We start from the raw sequence: 18,252 nt of genomic DNA, 5'->3' as shown, positions 1-18,252 counted from the left end.
CGGCCGTTCCTGTGATTAGGGCTTTGATTATTTGATTAGTCTGCCAGAGCGACGGCGATTTCCGCGGCCAGGCGCGCATTGTTTTCGACAAGCGCGATATTGGTCTTGAGGCTGCGGCCTTCGGTGATGTCGAAGATCGTGCTCAGCAGATAAGGCGTAACCGCCTTGCCGGTGATCTCGTCGCGCTCGGCACTGTCGAGGGCCCGCTCGATATAGATTTCCATCTCCTCGCGCGGGATCTCGTCGGCTTCCGGAACCGGATTGGCGATCAGCATACCGCCATCGATGCCGAGCTGCTCGCGCGTCGTCTGGAAGTTGGCGATGGCTGCCGGGCTGTTCAGCGTCAGCGGGCTCGTCAGACCGGATGAGCGCGACCAGAAGGCCGGGAATTCGGTGCTGTCGTAGGTGACGACCGGGACGCCGCGGGTTTCCAGCACTTCCAGCGTCTTCGGAATATCGAGGATCGCCTTGGCGCCGGCGCAAACGACGATAACGCCGGTACGGGAAAGCTCTTCAAGATCCGCCGAAATATCGAAGCTCTCTTCGGCACCACGATGCACGCCGCCGATGCCGCCGGTGGCGAAAACCTTGATGCCGGCGCGGGCGGCCGCGATCATCGTGGAGGCAACGGTGGTCGCACCGGTGCGGCGTTCGGCGATCGCAAAGGCGATGTCGGCGCGAGAAACCTTCATCGCACCTTCCGTCTTGGCCAGTGCTTCCAGCTCTTCCGGCTCGAGGCCGATATGCAAGGTGCCATGGATGACGGCGATGGTAGCCGGCACCGCGCCTTCCTGCCGGATGATCGCTTCGACGCTGCGGGCCATCTCGATATTGCCCGGATAGGGCATGCCGTGGGTGATGATCGTCGATTCCAGGGCGACGATCGGCGCACCGCGCAGCTTGGCGGCGGCGACTTCCTTCGAATAGGAGATCGGAAGCAGGGGCGAGATAGGCTGGGTCATTGTCGTTTCCAATTCACTGAAACAATATATGCGTCTTGAGCAGGCTTCATGACAGAATTTCGGCCTCGGGAACAAGGGCCAGGGCCGCGTTTAGCAGCTCGGGAGAGAGATTTTCTGCCGTTGCATAGGGAGACTGGACGGTGATTGCCGCTGCCGCCGCGCCATGACGTATGGCTTCCGCGAGATCGTAGCCGGCCATCAGCGCCGACAGAACGCCGGACGCAAGCGAATCTCCCGCACCGGTGACATCGGCGACATCCTCGACGATAGGCGGCTGCAAGCCGACGATGGCATCACGCGAGAATGCGATCAGGGGGCGTTTCCCGCGGGTGATCACGCCGTTGCGCAGGCCGAGCGCCCGCAAAGCACTCACCCATTCGCGCGGATCCTCCGGACGGATTTCAGTCAACGCCGTGGCTTCGGCTTCGTTGAGGAACAGGTGACCGATGCCGGCAAGGCTCGGCTTCAGTCGCACGACCTTTGCCGGCGAGATGGCGATGGCGGCGACCGGTTTTCCGCATAGGGCAGCTCTTGCCGCAATCGCGCCTAAGGTTTCGGCAGGCAGATTGGCGTCGCAGAGAATGAGGTCGGTCTCATCGAAGGCATCGCGAACGGCGCGAATCGCCAGGCGTCGCGGAACGAAGAGTTTGTAGAGCTCCATATCGGCCAGCGCGATGACAAGATTGCCGTCATTCTCAAGAATGGCCGTATAGCTCGGCGTTTTGCGATCGAGGAAGACGAAGGGCTTATCGTCGATGCCGGCGTGGCTTGCGGCCTCGGCCACCATCTCGCCGGAGGGATCGCCGCCGCGCGGCGAGATCAGCTTTACGTCAAAGCCCAGACGGGCAAGATTTCGGGCCGCATTGAAGCCGCCGCCGCCGGGCTCCTCGAACCATGCGCCGGGGTTGCTGGCGCCGGGTGCCGTGTCGCCGAAGATGCGGCCGCGACGATCGATATGGGCGCCACCAAGAACGAGAATCTTTTTCGCCATAGGGTTATCCTCAGCAGCCGAAAAGGCGAATCGAGCGAGCCGCAAACATCTCGCAATTCACCGTTTCGGGCATGTAAGTGCCTGGGAAGAAAGAAGAAAACAAAAATAGAACAGAATTCATTTTACCTTTTTCTTTCAATCGCTTGTTGTGCTCTTGCGATATGAGAACAAATCGAGTACACAATTCTCATCAGCGGCGACATTGCTAGAGCGGCTTCAATAACCTAAAGGTGGATCGAATGTCTCAGAATTCTTTGCGGCTTGTAGAGGACAAATTGGTGGATAAAAGCAAGGCACTTGAAGCGGCACTCTCTCAAATTGAGCGGTCGTTCGGCAAGGGCTCGATCATGAAGCTCGGCTCTAACGAGAACGTGGTCGAAATCGAAACGGTTTCCACCGGCTCTCTGAGCCTCGATATTGCCCTCGGCATTGGCGGCTTGCCGAAGGGGCGCATCATCGAAATCTACGGGCCGGAAAGCTCTGGTAAGACGACCCTGGCGCTGCAGACCATTGCAGAAGCCCAGAAGAAGGGTGGCATCTGCGCCTTCGTGGACGCGGAACATGCGCTCGATCCGGTCTATGCCCGCAAGCTCGGCGTCGACCTGCAGAACCTTCTGATCTCGCAGCCCGATACCGGCGAACAGGCGCTCGAAATCACCGATACGCTGGTGCGCTCCGGCGCGATCGACGTTCTCGTCGTCGACTCCGTTGCGGCCCTGACGCCGCGCGCCGAAATCGAAGGCGAGATGGGCGACAGCCTGCCGGGCCTGCAGGCCCGTTTGATGAGCCAGGCGCTGCGCAAGCTGACGGCTTCGATCTCGAAGTCCAATTGCATGGTAATCTTCATCAATCAGATCCGCATGAAGATCGGCGTCATGTTCGGCTCGCCGGAAACGACGACGGGCGGTAACGCGCTGAAATTCTACGCCTCGGTTCGCCTCGATATCCGCCGCATCGGCGCGGTCAAGGAGCGCGAAGAGGTGATCGGCAACCAGACGCGCGTCAAGGTCGTCAAGAACAAGATGGCGCCGCCCTTCAAGCAGGTCGAATTCGACATCATGTATGGCGAAGGCGTTTCCAAGACCGGCGAGCTAGTCGATCTCGGCGTCAAGGCGGGCATCGTCGAAAAGTCCGGTGCCTGGTTCTCCTATAACAGCCAGCGCCTCGGTCAGGGCCGCGAGAACGCGAAGATCTTCTTGCGCGACAATCCGGATTTGTCTCGTGAGATCGAGCTGTCGCTACGCCAGAATGCTGGCCTCATTGCCGACCGCTTCCTGCAGAATGGCGGTCCCGATTCCGGCGATGACGGCGATGCTTCCGGCGAATAAGGATTTTCGGGAGCAATTCCTGACTTGAGACAAGATGAAATACTGAAACCGGCCGCATTGTCCAAGGGATGTGCGGCCGGTTTTGTTCGTGCGGCTGGACAGCGCCGGGAGCGAACGATAAAAGCCACTGACTTTGATGCAAGTTGCTGAGCGCAGGACTGAAGGGCCCCATATGAGCGGTGTGAATGAAATCCGGTCGACCTTCCTCGACTATTTTAAGAAAAACGGCCACGAGATCGTGCCGTCGAGCCCGCTGGTGCCGCGCAACGATCCGACATTGATGTTCACCAATGCCGGCATGGTGCAATTCAAAAACGTGTTCACTGGCCTGGAGCAGCGTCCCTATACGACGGCTTCGACCGCGCAGAAATGCGTTCGCGCCGGCGGCAAGCATAACGACCTCGACAATGTCGGCTACACCGCGCGCCATCACACCTTCTTCGAGATGCTCGGCAACTTCTCCTTTGGCGATTACTTCAAGGAGCGCGCCATCGAGCTTGCCTGGAACCTGATCACCAAGGAATTCGGCCTCGACGCTAAGCGCCTGCTGGTCACGGTCTATCATACCGATGACGACGCCTTTAACCTGTGGAAGAAGATTGCCGGCCTTTCCGACGACCGGATCATCCGCATCGCCACCAGCGACAATTTCTGGGCGATGGGCGATACCGGTCCGTGCGGCCCTTGTTCCGAAATCTTCTACGATCACGGCGATCACATCTGGGGTGGCCCTCCCGGCTCTCCGGAAGAAGACGGCGACCGCTTCATCGAGATCTGGAATCTCGTCTTCATGCAGTTCGAGCAGATCACCAAGGAACAGCGCGTCGACCTGCCGCGTCCGTCGATCGACACTGGCATGGGCCTCGAGCGTGTTGCCGCCGTGCTGCAGGGCAAGCATGACAACTACGACATCGACCTGTTCCGCGCGCTGATCGAAGCCTCGGAAGAGGCGACCGGTGTCAAGGCGGAAGGCGAGCATCGCGCCAGCCACCGTGTGATCGCCGACCATCTGCGTTCCTCCGCATTCCTGATCGCCGATGGCGTGTTGCCGTCGAACGAAGGCCGCGGCTATGTGCTTCGCCGCATCATGCGCCGCGCCATGCGCCACGCGCAGCTGCTCGGCGCCAAGGAACCGTTGATGTGGAAGTTGCTGCCGGCGCTGATCCAGCAGATGGGCCGTGCCTATCCAGAGCTGGTGCGTGCCGAAGCTTTGACCTCCGAGACGCTGAAGCTCGAAGAAACCCGTTTCCGCAAGACGCTGGAACGCGGCCTCTCGCTGCTCAACGATGCCACTTCGGACCTGCACAAGGGCGACAGCCTTGACGGCGAGACCGCCTTCAAGCTCTACGACACCTATGGCTTCCCGCTCGACCTGACGCAGGACGCGCTGCGCGCCCGCGGCATCGGCGTCGATATCTCAAGCTTTACCGATGCCATGGAGCGCCAGAAGGCCGAAGCGCGCTCGCATTGGACCGGCTCCGGCGACAAGGCGACCGAAACCATCTGGTTCGAGCTCAAGGAAAAGAACGGCGCGACCGAATTCCTAGGCTATGACACGGAATCTGCGGAAGGCGTGATCCAGGCGATCGTCAGGGATGGCGTCGCCGTTGACAGCGCCTCTGCCGGCGACAAGGTGCAGATCGTGGTCAACCAGACGCCGTTCTACGGCGAGTCCGGTGGCCAGATGGGTGATACCGGCGTGATCTCCAGCGACCATGGCAAGCTTGTAGTCGGCGATACGCAGAAGAAGGGCGAGGGCCTCTTCGTTCACAGCTCCGAAGTTTCGGAAGGCAAGATCAAGGTCGGCGATGCCGTCGTCCTGACGGTCGATCACAACAGGCGCTCGCGCCTGCGCGCCAACCACTCTGCGACCCATCTGCTGCACGAGGCACTTCGCGAAGTGCTCGGCACCCATGTCGCGCAGAAGGGATCGCTGGTCGCGCCCGAGCGCCTGCGTTTCGACGTTTCGCATCCGAAGCCGATGTCGGCCGAAGAGCTGAAGGTCGTCGAAGAGATGGCCAACGAGATCATCCTACAGAACTCTCCGGTCACGACCCGTCTGATGAGCGTCGATGATGCCATCGCGGAAGGTGCGATGGCGCTGTTCGGCGAGAAGTATGGCGACGAAGTCCGCGTCGTGTCGATGGGGCAGGGTGTTCGCGGTGCAAAGTCCGGCAAGCCTTACTCGGTCGAGCTTTGCGGCGGCACGCATGTCTCCGCCACCGGCCAGATCGGTCTCGTGCGCATTCTGGGCGAAAGCGCGGTAGGTGCCGGCGTGCGCCGCATCGAAGCCGTAACCGGTGAATCCGCGCTCAGCTATCTTGCCGAGCAGGACGAGCGTGTGAAGAGCCTTGCCTCGACGCTGAAGGTCCAGCCGGCCGATGTCGTATCGCGCGTCGAAGCGTTGATGGATGAACGCCGTAAGCTCGAGCGCGAATTGGCCGATGCCAAGCGCAAGCTTGCCATGGGCGGCAGCCAGGGCGGTTCGGCGGATGCGGTACGAGACGTTAACGGCGTCAAATTCCTCGGCAAGCCCGTTTCCGGCGTCGACCCCAAGGATCTCAAGGGTCTGGCGGATGAGGCGAAGGCGAGCCTCGGATCAGGCGTCGTGGCGCTGATCGGCGTCTCGGATGATGGCAAGGCCAGCGCCGTCGTCGCCGTCACGGAGGATCTGGTTGGCCGCTTCAGCGCCGTCGATCTCGTCCGCGTCGCTTCAGCTGCCCTCGGCGGCAAGGGCGGCGGCGGCCGTCCCGACATGGCGCAGGCCGGAGGCCCTGATGGTGCCAAGGCCGACGACGCCATTGAGGCGATTGCTGCGGCGCTTGCTGGCTAAGACGCTGAATTCCGATTGGTAATCATGGATGGCGGATGCTTCGGTGTCCGCCATTTTCTTTGTCCGGACAACTCCGCAGGATTTGTCAAATCGGGTTATGCTCTTGTCGGGCCGGTCGATTTGCAAGAGGTTTGACATGAGTGGCGGAACGGCGTGGACGCTTTACGAGACCCGGTTGCGGCGGGTTTCGGCCTATATCCATGAGCATCTGGACGATGAACTCGATATGGAAAAGCTCGCCGAGATCGCCTGCATGTCCAGCTATCACTGGCACAGGATTTATCGGGCGATCTACGGCGAGACGGCGGCGGCGACCGTCAAGCGGCTGCGGCTGCATCGTGCCGCCGGCGATCTCGTCAACACCCGTCTATCTGTCAGCGACATTGCAAAGCGGTCGGGCTATCCCAACCTCCAGTCGTTCAACCGCATCTTCAGATCCGCCTACGGCATGCCGCCGGCGCGATATCGGAATGAGGGAAGCCATACGATCTTCGAACCCAGTACCCAAGGAAGGATCACGGTCATGTTCGACGTTACGCTTCGCACTATCTCTCCGATGTCACTGATCGGTGTCGCCCATCGCGGCTCCTATATGCAAATCGGCCAGGCATTCGAAACACTCTTTGGCACCATCTTTGCCCGCGGCCTTGCCGGGCCGGACATGCGCATGATCGGTGTCTATCTCGATGATCCGGATGTGGTGGAAGCGGACAAACTGCGCTCCTATGCCTGCGTCACCGCTGGCGAGGCCGTCGTTGCCAATGCTCCGCTGGAGCGGCGTTCGCTCGACGGCGGCGAGTACGCCGTGCTGCGCCACAAAGGGCCTTATGCAAACATGCATAAGGCCTATCAGTGGCTTTATGCGCAGTGGCTTCCGGCTTCCGGGCGGCAGCTGCGCGACGCCGTGATGTTCGAGGAATATATCAACAATCCGCGCGACGTCCCGCCGACAGAGCTTTTGACCGATATCTATATGGCGCTGCAATAGCGGCATATGAGCGCGATCGAAGATATCCTCTTAGTGCTTTGTATTGTCAGGTATTACAGCGCCGCGCGTCATGCATGACGCGCAAAGGTCGCTGTAACAATATTAATCTGCTGCATAATTTTATCCTTAAATCGATTCCGATTTAAGGAATTATGCAGTAGCCGGCTTCGGCATGGCGGCATTGTCAATCTCGTTGCCGCGGCGATAGGCGTCGCGGTCGCTGACGCGGCTCCAGTAGTCGACGAATGCCGGCCGTTTTTCGATGGTACCGAAATTAAGGCCCCAGCCGACATGCGAACCGACATAGACGTCGGCTGCCGTAAAGCGGTCGCCGGCGATGAACGGCGAGGTCGTGACGGCGTACTCCATCGCATCAAGCACATTCGCAAAGCTGCCGCAGCCAGCCATGCGCAGGCGTTCCGGCGGGACTTCGAAGCCGAGGGCGCGATTGGTGATCGCCATCTCGAACGGCCCGGCCGCAAAGAACATCCAGCGGAAATAGCGGCCGCGCTCGGCAGCCGTCGGAGCAAGCCCCGCCTGCGGAAAAGTTTCGGCCAGATAGGCACAGATGGCGGCACCTTCGGTGACGACGGTATCGCCATGCTTGATGGCCGGTACCTTGCCCATCGGGTTGACCGCGAGATATTCCGGCGATTTCATCGTCGTGCCGTAGTCGAGATATTCGGTGCGGTAGGGCTGGCCGATTTCCTCGAGCATCCAGCGGGCGATGCGTCCGCGCGACATCGGATTGGTATAGAAAACGAGTTCTTCAGCCATCTGCCTCTCCCCTTTGTTGCGGGCATTTTTGCCACCGGTTCGCCCCGGCGGCAAGATTCAACGCAAAAGAAAACCCGGCGTTGAGGCCGGGTTTTCGTGTCTGCTCATGTCGGCAAGGCTTAGGCAGCCATGGCCTTCTTGAGATTTTCGTCGATCTTGTCGAGGAAGGCGGTGGTCGAGAGCCACGGCTGATCGGGGCCGATCAGCAGCGCCAGGTCCTTGGTCATGTAGCCGGCTTCAACGGTATCGACGCAAACCTTTTCGAGCGTGGAAGCGAACTTTGCGAGTTCGGCATTTTCGTCGAGCTTGGCGCGGTGAGCGAGGCCGCGGGTCCAGGCGAAGATCGAAGCGATCGAGTTCGTCGAGGTTTCCTGGCCCTTCTGGTGTTGGCGATAGTGGCGGGTCACCGTGCCGTGTGCGGCTTCGGCTTCGACCGTCTTGCCATCCGGCGTCAGGAGAACCGAGGTCATTAGGCCGAGCGAGCCGAAGCCCTGGGCAACGGTATCGGACTGGACGTCGCCGTCATAGTTCTTGCAGGCCCAGACGTAGCCGCCGGACCACTTGAGGGCGGAGGCGACCATGTCGTCGATCAGGCGGTGTTCATAGGTGATGCCGGCTTCATCGAACTGAGCCTTGAACTCGTTCTGGTAGACTTCTTCGAAGATGTCCTTGAAGCGGCCGTCATAAGCCTTGAGGATGGTGTTCTTTGTGGAGAGGTAGACCGGCCACTTGCGCATCAGGCCGTACATCATCGAGGCGCGGGCGAATTCGCGGATCGACTCGTCGAGGTTGTACATGGCCATGGCAACGCCAGCGCCCGGAGCGTTGAAGACTTCTTTTTCGATGACTTCGCCATCTTCACCGACAAACTTGATGGTCAGCTTGCCCTTGCCGGGGAACTTGAAGTCGGTGGCGCGGTACTGGTCGCCGAAGGCATGACGGCCGACGACGATCGGCTTGGTCCAGCCGGGAACGAGGCGCGGAACGTTCTTGCAGATGATCGGCTCGCGGAAGATGACGCCGCCGAGGATGTTGCGGATGGTGCCGTTCGGGCTCTTCCACATCTGCTTCAGGTTGAATTCCTTGACGCGATCTTCATCCGGCGTGATCGTCGCGCACTTGATGCCGACACCATGCTTCTTGATGGCGTTGGCGGCGTCGATCGTGACCTGGTCGTTGGTCGCGTCACGGTTTTCGACCGAAAGGTCGTAATAGTCGATATCGATGTCGAGGTAGGGGTATATCAGTTTGTCTTTGATAAACTGCCAGATGATGCGAGTCATTTCATCGCCATCGAGATCGGCAACGGGATTTGCGACCTTGATCTTCTTCATACTTCTGCCTCGTCTAAGCTAATGGGACCGTATAGTCCTGTGGGTAATGTGAAGTCCCGAGCGCTATAGCACCGCAAGTGCGGAACGCAAAGCCGATAGAGCCTCCGGCGTCGCGTTTTTGATCATTCGTGACATCACCTGCTTTTTACGATCCGGCCATTGTCAAAACGGTCCATGGGTCTAATGTCGCGCAGGTTTTGCCCGTTGGCCCCGTGTCATGGAATCACGTCATGCATAAATTTGCTGCCTCCGCTTTTGCCCTTACGCTTTTTCAGTTCTCGCTTGGCGCGCATATGGCGTTTGCGGCCGATGCAACGGTACCGGTCAAAGCCATCATGGATGCGACCGTCTCGAACTGGGCGGGCGGCGACAGCGACTGGCAGGATATCTTCGGCGAGGACAAGCTCAAGGAAATCTACAGCAAGGATTTTGGAGCGAAATACCAGGTGGCGGCGCAATTTCCCGCCGCCGACGAGGATGGTATCTCGCCTTTCGACTACGACGTCATCGTCAATGCGCAGGACGCGTGTCCGCTGGAGGATGTGAAGATTGACGCCCAGCCGCCGAAGAACAATGTGACAGAGGTGCTGGCGACCTTCAAGAAATCGACCTGCATGGGCTCCGACGCCGATTATCAGAAGGTGACGACGGTTCGCTTCGAGGTCATTGAAGAGGGCGGCAGGCCCGTTGTCGATGATATCGTCACCAACGACGACAATGGCAATCCAAGCTCGCTCAAGAGCGTGATGGTGGATATTGTCAAACAGCAGCAGCAACAGCCGACAGACCAGACGCAGCAACCGTCGGATCAGCAGAAGCCGGCCAATCCGCAATAATCGGGCGGGATTCGTTCTGCCGTTCAAGCGCAAAAACCTTGCCGATCGGCTGGCGTCTCGCTATTGCGACCCATGATTTGCGCGAGAAGGTTCGCGCGCGGAGAGCAAGACATCATGGCAGGCACGAACAGCGAGCGTCAACTTTTGGCCGAAGGGCCGGCCATCATTCTGGTCGAGCCGCAGATGGGCGAGAATATCGGCATGGTGGCGCGCGCCATGGCGAATTTCGGCCTTGCCGAATTGCGCCTCGTCAATCCTCGCGATGGCTGGCCGAACGAAAGGGCGCAGGCGACGGCTTCGAAGGCGGATCATATCATCGAGGCGACCAAGGTCTACGAGACGCTGGAACAGGCGATATCAGACCTCAACTTCGTTTATGCAACGACGGCGCGCGAGCGGGATGGCTACAAGCCGGTGCGTTCGCCAGTCGTTGCGGCCGAGACCCTTCGCGCCAAATTCAAGGCGGGCGAGGGCACCGGCATTCTCTTCGGCAGGGAGCGCTGGGGCCTGATGAACGAGGAAGTGGCGCTGGCAGACGAGATCGTCACCTTTCCCGTCAATCCTGCTTTCGCCTCGCTGAACATAGCCCAGGCCGTGCTGTTGATGTCCTATGAGTGGATGAAATCGGGCATGGAGGATCTGGGCGATGTGCCTTTCCAGGCGATCGAGCAGCGGCCTTCGACCAAGGAGCAGCTTTTCGGCCTGTTCGACCAGCTGGAGGAAGCGCTGGATGCGCGCAATTATTTCCATCCTGCCGGGAAAAAGCCGAAAATGGTCGACAATCTTCGGGCCGTCCTCTCGCGCCGGGCGTTCACCGAACAGGAAATCAGCGTCTTGCGCGGGGTGATCTCGTCTCTTGACCGCTTCTCACGGAAGTTTCCGCGCGGTAGCGGCTCGCATCCCAGATCCTCGAAAGTACCAAAGGAAGCCCCAAGCGATGACAGCAGCGGCGAATGAGCTGAAACCGGTCCTCGTCTTCGATTCAGGGATCGGTGGTTTGACCGTGCTGCGCGAGGCGCGCGTGCTGATGCCGGAGCGGGGTTTCATCTATATCGCCGACGATGCCGGCTTTCCCTATGGCAGTTGGAAAGAAGCAGCGCTGAAGGAGCGCATTGTCGATCTCTTCGCAAAGCTGCTTGTGCAATATGATCCGGAAGTCTGCATCATCGCCTGCAATACGGCTTTCACGCTGGCAGGCGCCGATCTGCGTGCGGCTTTTCCGCAGATGACCTTCGTAGGTACGGTGCCGGCGATCAAGCCGGCCGCCGAGCGGACCCGCTCCGGCCTTGTCTCGGTGCTCGCGACACCGGGCACCGTCAAGCGCGCCTATACGCGCGACCTGATCCAGTCTTTTGCCACCCAATGCCATGTGCGGCTCGTTGGATCGCAGGACCTGGCACGTCTGGCAGAAGCCTATATTCGCGGCGATGTCGTCAGCGATGAGGCTGTCATGACCGAAATCGAGCAGTGCTTCGTCGAGATGGATGGCCGCAAGACCGATATCGTCGTGCTCGCCTGCACGCATTATCCCTTCATGGCCAATATTTTCCGCAGGCTTGCGCCCTGGCCGGTCGATTGGCTCGATCCGGCTGAAGCGATCGCAAGGCGCGCCCGCAGTCTCGTGCCGCAGGTGGCCGATGCCGTCCATCCTGACAATTTCGATTTCGCTGTCTTCACCTCCGGGGCACCGGATTTTCTCACGCGCCGGCTGATGCAAGGCTTTGGACTCAAGGCTTGATGATGAAAGACAAGGTTTTGCTGCGTAAACTCGATCTCGTGGATATGCCGGCTGCCGCCGCCGTTCATCGCGCTTCCTTCAACGAGCGGCTGCCGACGCTTGCCAGACTTCATACGCCGGAAGAGGATGTCGGTTTCTGGAGCGCTGTGGTCTTCAAAGACTGCCAGATCTGGGGCGCGGAAGAGGGCGGTCGCCTGGTCGGCGTCATTGCCTTCCTCAAGGATTGGATCGATCAGCTCTACGTTCTGCCCGAGGCGCAGGGGCGTGGTGTAGGCAGCCGCCTGCTGGATATCGCCAAGTCGACCTATCCGGCGCTGTCGCTCTGGACATTCCAGAGAAACGAGCCGGCGCGCCGCTTTTACTTGAAACACGGCTTCTTCGTGGTTGACGAGTCCGACGGGGCAGGCAATGAGGAAAAGGAGCCGGATGTGCTTTACAAGTGGGAAGCACGTTTGCACCGGCTGTAATGCAGGATTTGACTGGGCGGCGGGATATTGGGAGGTCGATATTGATGTCTTTTGAGATTGATTGCAGCGTTGTCGGGGCAAGCCATGCGTCTGCGTGAGTGCCACAACTTCCATGATTTTCGTCTTCTCGCGAAAAAGCGTCTTCCCGGCCCGATCTTCAACTATATCGACGGCGCGGCCGACGACGAGGTGACGCTGCGGCGAAACACGTCAAGCTTTGAAAGCTGCGATCTCGTGCCCAACGTTCTGCGCGGGGTCAGCGAGATCGACATGTCTGTCACCGTCATGGGACAAAAGCTCGCGACGCCCTTCTATTGCTCGCCGACGGCACTGCAGCGTCTCTTCCATTATCAGGGCGAGAATGCGGTGGCCGCCGCGGCTTCTTCGCTCGGCACCATGTTCGGCGTTTCCTCGCTCGGCACCGTCAGTCTTGAGGAAATCCGCAAGAAGCATCAAGGGCCGCAGGTCTACCAGTTCTATTTCCACAAGGACCGCAGCTTGAATCGGGCAATGATGGAGCGGGCCAAGGAAGCCGGCGTTAACGTCATGATGCTGACTGTCGACAGCATTACCGGCGGCAATCGCGAGCGCGATCTTCGCACCGGGTTTTCCATTCCGTTCAAGCTCAATCTGGCGGGCCTCACCCAGTTCGCCATCAAGCCTGCCTGGGCGATGAACTATGTCACGCACGAAAAGTTTCGCCTGCCGCAGCTCGATGAGCATGTCGACATGAGCGGCGGCGCCATGTCGATCGGCAAGTATTTCACCGAGATGCTCGATCCGTCGATGAATTGGAACGACGTCGCCGAGATGGTGAAGCACTGGAACGGGCAGTTCTGCCTGAAGGGCATCATGTCGGTCGAAGACGCCAAGCGTGCTGTCGATATCGGATGTACCGGCATCGTGCTGTCTAACCATGGCGGCCGGCAGCTGGACGGCTCACGCTCGGCATTCGATCAGCTGGCCGAGATCGTAGACGCCGTCGGCCACTGCATTGATGTTATGATGGATGGCGGCGTGCAGCGCGGCACACATGTGCTGAAGGCGCTGTCGCTCGGCGCCAAGGCGGTCGGTCTCGGCCGCTTCTATCTGTATCCGCTTGCCGCTGCCGGTCAGGCGGGTGTGGAGCGGGCGCTCAGGCATCTGCGCACGGAAGTCGAGCGCGACATGAAACTGATGGGCTGCACGTCGATCAGTGAGCTGTCGCGGGCAAACTTGCGATTCAGATAGGTCTCACAATCGCCTGTGGGTTTTTTCAATCCACGGGCGCGAAGCTTGGAAATCTTTGCTAGACGAGGGCGCGTCCTTTCAGAAAGATGGGGCGCATCCACATTTGATTCTTGCTCATAGGGGAAGTGCATTGCAGGTCGGCATCGACATGGGAACGGCGTCCGGCGGGACCAGCGCCCAGCTCGATATCGAGGAGCTGCTGGCGACGCGTCTCCTGGTGCAGGGAAATTCCGGCTCCGGAAAATCGCATCTGTTGCGGAGGCTGCTGGAGCAGTCGGCGCAATGGGTACAGCAGGTCATCATCGATCCCGAAGGCGATTTTGTCACGCTGGCCGACAAGTTCGGGCATGTCGTCGTCGATGGCGAGCGTACGGAAGCCGAACTTGCCGGCATCGCCAACCGCATTCGCCAGCATCGCGTGTCCTGCGTTTTGACGCTGGAGGGGCTCGATATCGAGCAGCAGATGCGCGCCGCAGCCGCCTTCCTGAATGGCATGTTCGATGCCGACCGCGAATTCTGGTATCCGGTGCTCGTGGTGGTCGATGAGGCGCAGATGTTTGCGCCTTCGGTCGGCGGCGACGTTTCGGAAGATGCGCGCAAGATGTCGCTCGGGGCCATGACCAATCTGATGTGCCGCGGCCGAAAGCGCGGCCTTGCCGGCGTCATCGCCACACAGCGTCTGGCGAAGCTCGCCAAGAATGTTGCCGCAGAGGCTTCCAATTTCCTGATGGGCCGCACCTTCCTCGATATCGACATGGCTCGCGCGGCCGACCTTCTCGGCATGGATCGCAGGCAAGCGGAAATGTTCCGCGACCTCAAGCGTGGCAATTTCGTAGCCCTCGGGCCGGCACTTTCGCGCCGCCCGCTGCCGATCACCATCGGCGCAGTGGAGACCTCGGCACGCTCTTCCAGCCCGAAGCTGATGCCGCTGCCGGATGCGCCGCAGGATGTCGAAGATCTGATTTTCACGCCGGATCCGGAAGAGTTCGCGCGGCCCGTTGTCCGCCGCACGACGCCGGCGCCGCGGCCGACGACTGATATTCTGGCTGAGCTTTCCCGCTCCGTGCCGGCGGCAAGCCCGGCACCTTCGGAGCCGAAGGTCAGCCAGCCGGAACTATCGAGCGAGGATCGCGAGGCGAGAGTGAGCGCGGTGCTCTTCGAAATCCTCGATGATCCCGCCTCCGGCTTCCGAACGGATTCGGTGCTTTATCAGGAGTTTCTTGTACGCTTGCGCATGCGCCGCGTTCCCGGCGCACCCATGAGCCTTTCGGAATTCCGCCGTCGTGTGGCGATCGTGCGCTCCGGTGCGGACGAAGAGGTCATGGCGACGGATCAATGGGCAACGGCGCTTGCGCTGTCCGCCAGTGTCACCGACGATCTGCAGGGCGTATTCCTGATGCTCGCCAAGGCCGCGATCAGCGGCGAACCGTGCCCGTCCGACGCCCGCATTGCCCGCGCCTATGGCACCCATTCGGCCAGACGCGCACGGCGACTATTGAGCTATTTCGAGGAACAGGGCAGCGTCGTCGTCCACACGGATTTCTCCGGCAAACGTATCGTCGCCTTCCCGGATATGGGTTCGCAGACCGCGCCTGGCGATGCTAATGCGCCGGATATCGAAGGTGGCGAGCAGGCGGCGGCGGAATAGCCGGAAATACGGCACCCTTGATGCGTATCCGGGATACGCCTATATTTGTCTCTGCAGGAGATGAATTCATGGCCGCGCGTGACAGGATCCAGCGATATAGGGAAAGTGGTGGAGCGTCCGACCTAGTGAGGGTGGAGGTTCTAGTTCCCGCAGCGTGCCGCAATGATATCCTGTCGCAAGCGGCGGAAATGCGCGCAGAACATCGACAAAGGAAAGAGCGTCTTCGAGAGAATGTCGAAGAAGCGCTTGACCGCTATGGCACCCGCCTCCTTGACAATATCGATCTGGATCGGCTGCCCGATTTGGCACAGAAGGCAAGGGTGATAGCCAGCGCTTTGATGGAGCGCGGCGATGCACGCGCCTTTGTACTGGGGCGTCGTATGCTTGACGAGGTAGGGCGATAAGCGATGGCGCTGACTAAACTGCAAAAAGAGATTATGGCGTCCATCGCCAAAAATCGCTCGGAAACCAGCTATGTCGCGGGTGGGCTTGTCCTTAATATGAATTGGCCTCGTCTGTCCGACGATATCGATATCTTCCAAGATACCGACGAGGAAATCGGTCCTGTTGCCGAGCGGGACATGGAAACGCTCAGAACTGATGGTTTCCGTGTTTCTGTCGAGGTCAATGTCTATGGCTGCGTCGAGGCCGAAGTCTCCAAGGCGCAGGAGAATACGCTCATTCAATGGATGAGCGAATCTCGAACCCGGTTTTTTCCGCTTGTTCGAGACAAGGAATGGGGTGCAAGGCTTCATCCAGCAGACCTTGCCGTCAATAAGGTTCTCGCGGCATCAACCCGGACAAAGCCTCGGGATTTCGTCGATTTGTTAATGATCGACGAAAGGTTGTCTCCGCTTGGTGCGGTTGTCGTCGCAGCCTCGGGAAAGCCACCGCATTATTCTCCAATCAGGATAATTGATGAAATTCGGCGAAGAGGGCTATCGGTTTCGACCGAGGATTATGATTCCGTGAGAGGTCTTCCAGTCGATTTTACGGCCAGCGTCATTCGCGACAGGCTTGTGGAGGTGCTGAATGGAGCGGAGCGCTACGTTCGATCCGCGCCACCGGATATAGTCGGTCTGCTTGCGGTCAACGCCAGCGGCATCCCAATTCAGATATCGGCTTTGACCGACGATGGCGTGCAGTTTCGAAAGGCGACATCCGAGCCGGATCTGATGCCGTCGTTGCCGGATGTGCCGGAGGACTGGCGCGGCCTGGGGCGTGCGGAATGAAACTGCGCTTCTCGCCGATCCTGCTGTTGACATTTTCATGACGACCCCTTACAGACCGCGCCAACGCCGGGCAGAAATGTCCGGTGTTTCATTTGACATGTCCCGTGGCTTCGTCCGTTCGCTAACGTGAGAAGCCTGTCAGAGCTCGAAAACGGAGTTCAGAGGAGGGCGTGTTTCCTTCGCGGTTCGGCAACGGGCCGCCATAACACTTGAAAGGAAATGCGATGAGCAAGCGCGAATCGTCCAAGTACAAAATTGACCGCCGTATGGGCGAAAACATCTGGGGCCGTCCGAAGTCCCCGGTTAACCGCCGCGAATACGGCCCGGGCCAGCACGGCCAGCGCCGCAAGGGCAAGCTCTCGGACTTCGGCGTGCAGCTGCGCGCCAAGCAGAAGCTGAAGGGCTACTACGGCGACCTGCGTGAAAAGCAGTTCCGCGCCACCTTCGACGAAGCCAACCGCCGCAAGGGCGACACCTCGGAAAACCTGATCGGCCTGCTCGAATCGCGTCTCGACGCGATCGTCTACCGCGCCAAGTTCGTTCCGACGGTCTTCGCCGCCCGTCAGTTCGTCAACCACGGCCACGTCACGGTCAACGGCGTTCGCGTCAACATCGGTTCGTACCGCTGCAAGGCTGGCGACGTTATCGAAGTTCGCGAAAAGTCCAAGCAGCTCGTAACCGTTCTGGAATCGGTTTCTCTCGCTGAGCGAGACGTTCCGGATTACATCGAAGTCGATCACAACAAGATGGTTGCGACCTTCGCTCGCGTTCCGGCTCTCGCCGACGTGCCGTACGCCGTCGTCATGGAACCGCATCTGGTCGTCGAATTCTATTCGCGTTAATAAGCGGATAACTTTCTTAATGAATGAAAAGCCGCTCGGTTTGAGCGGCTTTTTTGTCTTTGGAGCGCCTCATGACGGATTTGCAGGCCATTCTCGACGGCATTCATGCGGAGCTTTCGCCGCGCATCGGCGAAGGCAAGGTTGCCGATTACATTCCCGAGCTGGCAAAGGTCGATCCGAAGCAGTTCGGAATGGCAATCGCGACGGTCGACGGCAAAATCTACTGCATCGGCGACGCGGGCGTCCCTTTCTCTATCCAGAGTATCTCCAAGGTCTTCATGCTGACCCTGGCGCTGGGCAAAGTCGGCGAGAGCCTGTGGAATCGCGTAGGGCGTGAGCCATCCGGCACGGCCTTCAACTCCATCGTCCAGCTGGAGCGCGAAGAGGGCATTCCCCGCAATCCCTTCGTCAATGCGGGTGCCATCGCCGTCAGCGATGTCGTACTCGCTGGACACGAGCCGCGCGAGGCGATAGGCGAGTTGCTGCGCTTCGTGCGCTATGTGGCCGACGACGAGACGATCAGCATCGATGACAAGGTCGCGCGTTCGGAGACGCAGACGGGCTTTCGCAATTTCGCGCTTGCCAATTTCATGCGCGCCTACGGCAATATTCATCACCCTGTTGAGCATGTGCTTGGTGTTTATTTCCATCAGTGCGCGCTTTCCATGAGCTGCCTTCAGCTTGCCAAGGCGGGGCTCTATCTCGCTGCGCGCGGCAGCAATCCCATCACAGGTCACTCCGTCGTCTCGCCGAAGCGGGCGCGGCGCATCAATGCGCTGATGCTGACTTGCGGCCATTATGATGGCTCGGGGGACTTCGCCTATCATGTCGGCCTGCCGGGCAAGAGTGGTGTCGGCGGCGGCATTCTGGCCGTGGCGCCGGGCATCGGCTCCATTGCCGTCTGGTCGCCGGGGCTGAACAAGGTCGGCAATTCGCAGCTCGGCGCTGTTGCGCTGGAAATGCTGGCGGCGCGCACTGGCTGGTCCGTATTCGGGGATTGATATCCATGTCTTATCGAGCCGCTTTCTGCTATCAGCGTGGCGAGA

17 protein-coding genes are annotated in these 18,252 nt (G+C 59.8%); 13 read left to right on the top strand and 4 right to left on the bottom strand.

Annotation, left to right across the window (positions count from 1 at the left end; all coding sequences use genetic code 11):
• Nucleotides 1–35 precede the first annotated feature (35 nt).
• Nucleotides 36–962 carry a pseudouridine-5'-phosphate glycosidase gene (locus PH562_RS15265; RefSeq protein WP_285173944.1) on the bottom strand — a complete coding sequence of 309 codons (927 nt, stop codon included), beginning with the start codon at nucleotides 960–962 and terminating at the stop codon, nucleotides 36–38.
• A 46-nt stretch (nucleotides 963–1,008) separates the two neighbouring features.
• A complete protein-coding gene (locus PH562_RS15260; protein ID WP_285173943.1) occupies nucleotides 1,009–1,953 on the bottom strand; it encodes a carbohydrate kinase family protein in 945 nt (314 codons plus the stop codon).
• Between the two features lie 239 nt (nucleotides 1,954–2,192).
• Here PH562_RS15260 and recA point away from each other — a divergent pair, with 239 nt between their 5' ends.
• The 3 genes from recA to PH562_RS15245 all read left to right on the top strand — a co-directional run bounded on the left by recA (nucleotide 2,193) and on the right by PH562_RS15245 (nucleotide 7,102).
• The gene (gene recA / locus PH562_RS15255; RefSeq protein ID WP_285173942.1) at nucleotides 2,193–3,281 is read left to right on the top strand and encodes a recombinase RecA; all 1,089 of its coding nucleotides are present in this window, start codon (nucleotides 2,193–2,195) and stop codon (nucleotides 3,279–3,281) included.
• Nucleotides 3,282–3,453: 172 nt separating this feature from the next.
• Nucleotides 3,454–6,114, top strand: coding sequence for an alanine--tRNA ligase (gene alaS / locus PH562_RS15250; protein ID WP_285173941.1), 2,661 nt, complete (start codon nucleotides 3,454–3,456; stop codon nucleotides 6,112–6,114).
• 136 nt (nucleotides 6,115–6,250) lie between these two features.
• Nucleotides 6,251–7,102: an AraC family transcriptional regulator gene (locus PH562_RS15245; protein ID WP_285173940.1), complete on the top strand. Its 852-nt coding sequence runs from the start codon at nucleotides 6,251–6,253 to the stop codon at nucleotides 7,100–7,102.
• A 150-nt stretch (nucleotides 7,103–7,252) separates the two neighbouring features.
• On the opposite strand, the gene PH562_RS15240 is transcribed toward PH562_RS15245, so the two are convergent.
• Together PH562_RS15240 and PH562_RS15235 are read right to left on the bottom strand one after the other, a co-directional pair.
• Nucleotides 7,253–7,879: a glutathione S-transferase family protein gene (locus PH562_RS15240; protein WP_285173938.1), complete on the bottom strand. Its 627-nt coding sequence runs from the start codon at nucleotides 7,877–7,879 to the stop codon at nucleotides 7,253–7,255.
• A 119-nt stretch (nucleotides 7,880–7,998) separates the two neighbouring features.
• Nucleotides 7,999–9,213 (bottom strand): NADP-dependent isocitrate dehydrogenase, encoded by a 1,215-nt coding sequence (locus tag PH562_RS15235; protein ID WP_285173937.1) that lies wholly within the window; start codon nucleotides 9,211–9,213, stop codon nucleotides 7,999–8,001.
• A gap of 230 nt (nucleotides 9,214–9,443) precedes the next feature.
• Here PH562_RS15235 and PH562_RS15230 point away from each other — a divergent pair, with 230 nt between their 5' ends.
• The 10 genes from PH562_RS15230 to PH562_RS15185 all read left to right on the top strand — a co-directional run bounded on the left by PH562_RS15230 (nucleotide 9,444) and on the right by PH562_RS15185 (nucleotide 18,207).
• Entirely contained in the window at nucleotides 9,444–10,049 is a 606-nt protein-coding gene (locus PH562_RS15230) for a hypothetical protein (protein WP_285173935.1), read from the top strand.
• Nucleotides 10,050–10,163: 114 nt separating this feature from the next.
• The gene (locus PH562_RS15225; protein ID WP_285173934.1) at nucleotides 10,164–11,006 is read left to right on the top strand and encodes an RNA methyltransferase; all 843 of its coding nucleotides are present in this window, start codon (nucleotides 10,164–10,166) and stop codon (nucleotides 11,004–11,006) included.
• A complete protein-coding gene (gene murI / locus PH562_RS15220) occupies nucleotides 10,987–11,787 on the top strand; it encodes a glutamate racemase (RefSeq protein ID WP_285173932.1) in 801 nt (266 codons plus the stop codon). The genes PH562_RS15225 and murI overlap by 20 nt, the downstream gene beginning before the upstream one ends.
• A 2-nt stretch (nucleotides 11,788–11,789) precedes the next feature.
• Complete coding sequence (locus tag PH562_RS15215) at nucleotides 11,790–12,254, top strand: GNAT family N-acetyltransferase (protein ID WP_285174054.1); 465 nt, start codon at nucleotides 11,790–11,792, stop codon at nucleotides 12,252–12,254.
• An 84-nt stretch (nucleotides 12,255–12,338) separates the two neighbouring features.
• Nucleotides 12,339–13,484 carry an alpha-hydroxy acid oxidase gene (locus PH562_RS15210; RefSeq protein WP_285173930.1) on the top strand — a complete coding sequence of 382 codons (1,146 nt, stop codon included), beginning with the start codon at nucleotides 12,339–12,341 and terminating at the stop codon, nucleotides 13,482–13,484.
• Nucleotides 13,485–13,614: 130 nt separating this feature from the next.
• Nucleotides 13,615–15,132, top strand: coding sequence for a helicase HerA domain-containing protein (locus tag PH562_RS15205; protein ID WP_285173929.1), 1,518 nt, complete (start codon nucleotides 13,615–13,617; stop codon nucleotides 15,130–15,132).
• Between the two features lie 68 nt (nucleotides 15,133–15,200).
• On the top strand, nucleotides 15,201–15,536 hold the full coding sequence (locus PH562_RS15200; protein ID WP_285173928.1) for a hypothetical protein: 336 nt from the start codon (nucleotides 15,201–15,203) through the stop codon (nucleotides 15,534–15,536).
• A gap of 3 nt (nucleotides 15,537–15,539) precedes the next feature.
• Entirely contained in the window at nucleotides 15,540–16,364 is an 825-nt protein-coding gene (locus tag PH562_RS15195) for a hypothetical protein (protein WP_285173926.1), read from the top strand.
• 224 nt (nucleotides 16,365–16,588) lie between these two features.
• Nucleotides 16,589–17,206 carry a 30S ribosomal protein S4 gene (gene rpsD, locus PH562_RS15190; protein ID WP_092716378.1) on the top strand — a complete coding sequence of 206 codons (618 nt, stop codon included), beginning with the start codon at nucleotides 16,589–16,591 and terminating at the stop codon, nucleotides 17,204–17,206.
• Nucleotides 17,207–17,277: 71 nt separating this feature from the next.
• Entirely contained in the window at nucleotides 17,278–18,207 is a 930-nt protein-coding gene (locus PH562_RS15185) for a glutaminase (protein ID WP_113229754.1), read from the top strand.
• The last annotated feature ends 45 nt before the right edge of the window (nucleotides 18,208–18,252 follow it).

Origin of the sequence: Rhizobium centroccidentale, assembly GCF_030182565.1 — a bacterium.
GTDB lineage: Bacteria > Pseudomonadota > Alphaproteobacteria > Rhizobiales > Rhizobiaceae > Rhizobium.
This window is presented reverse-complemented; position numbering and strand designations above follow the sequence as displayed.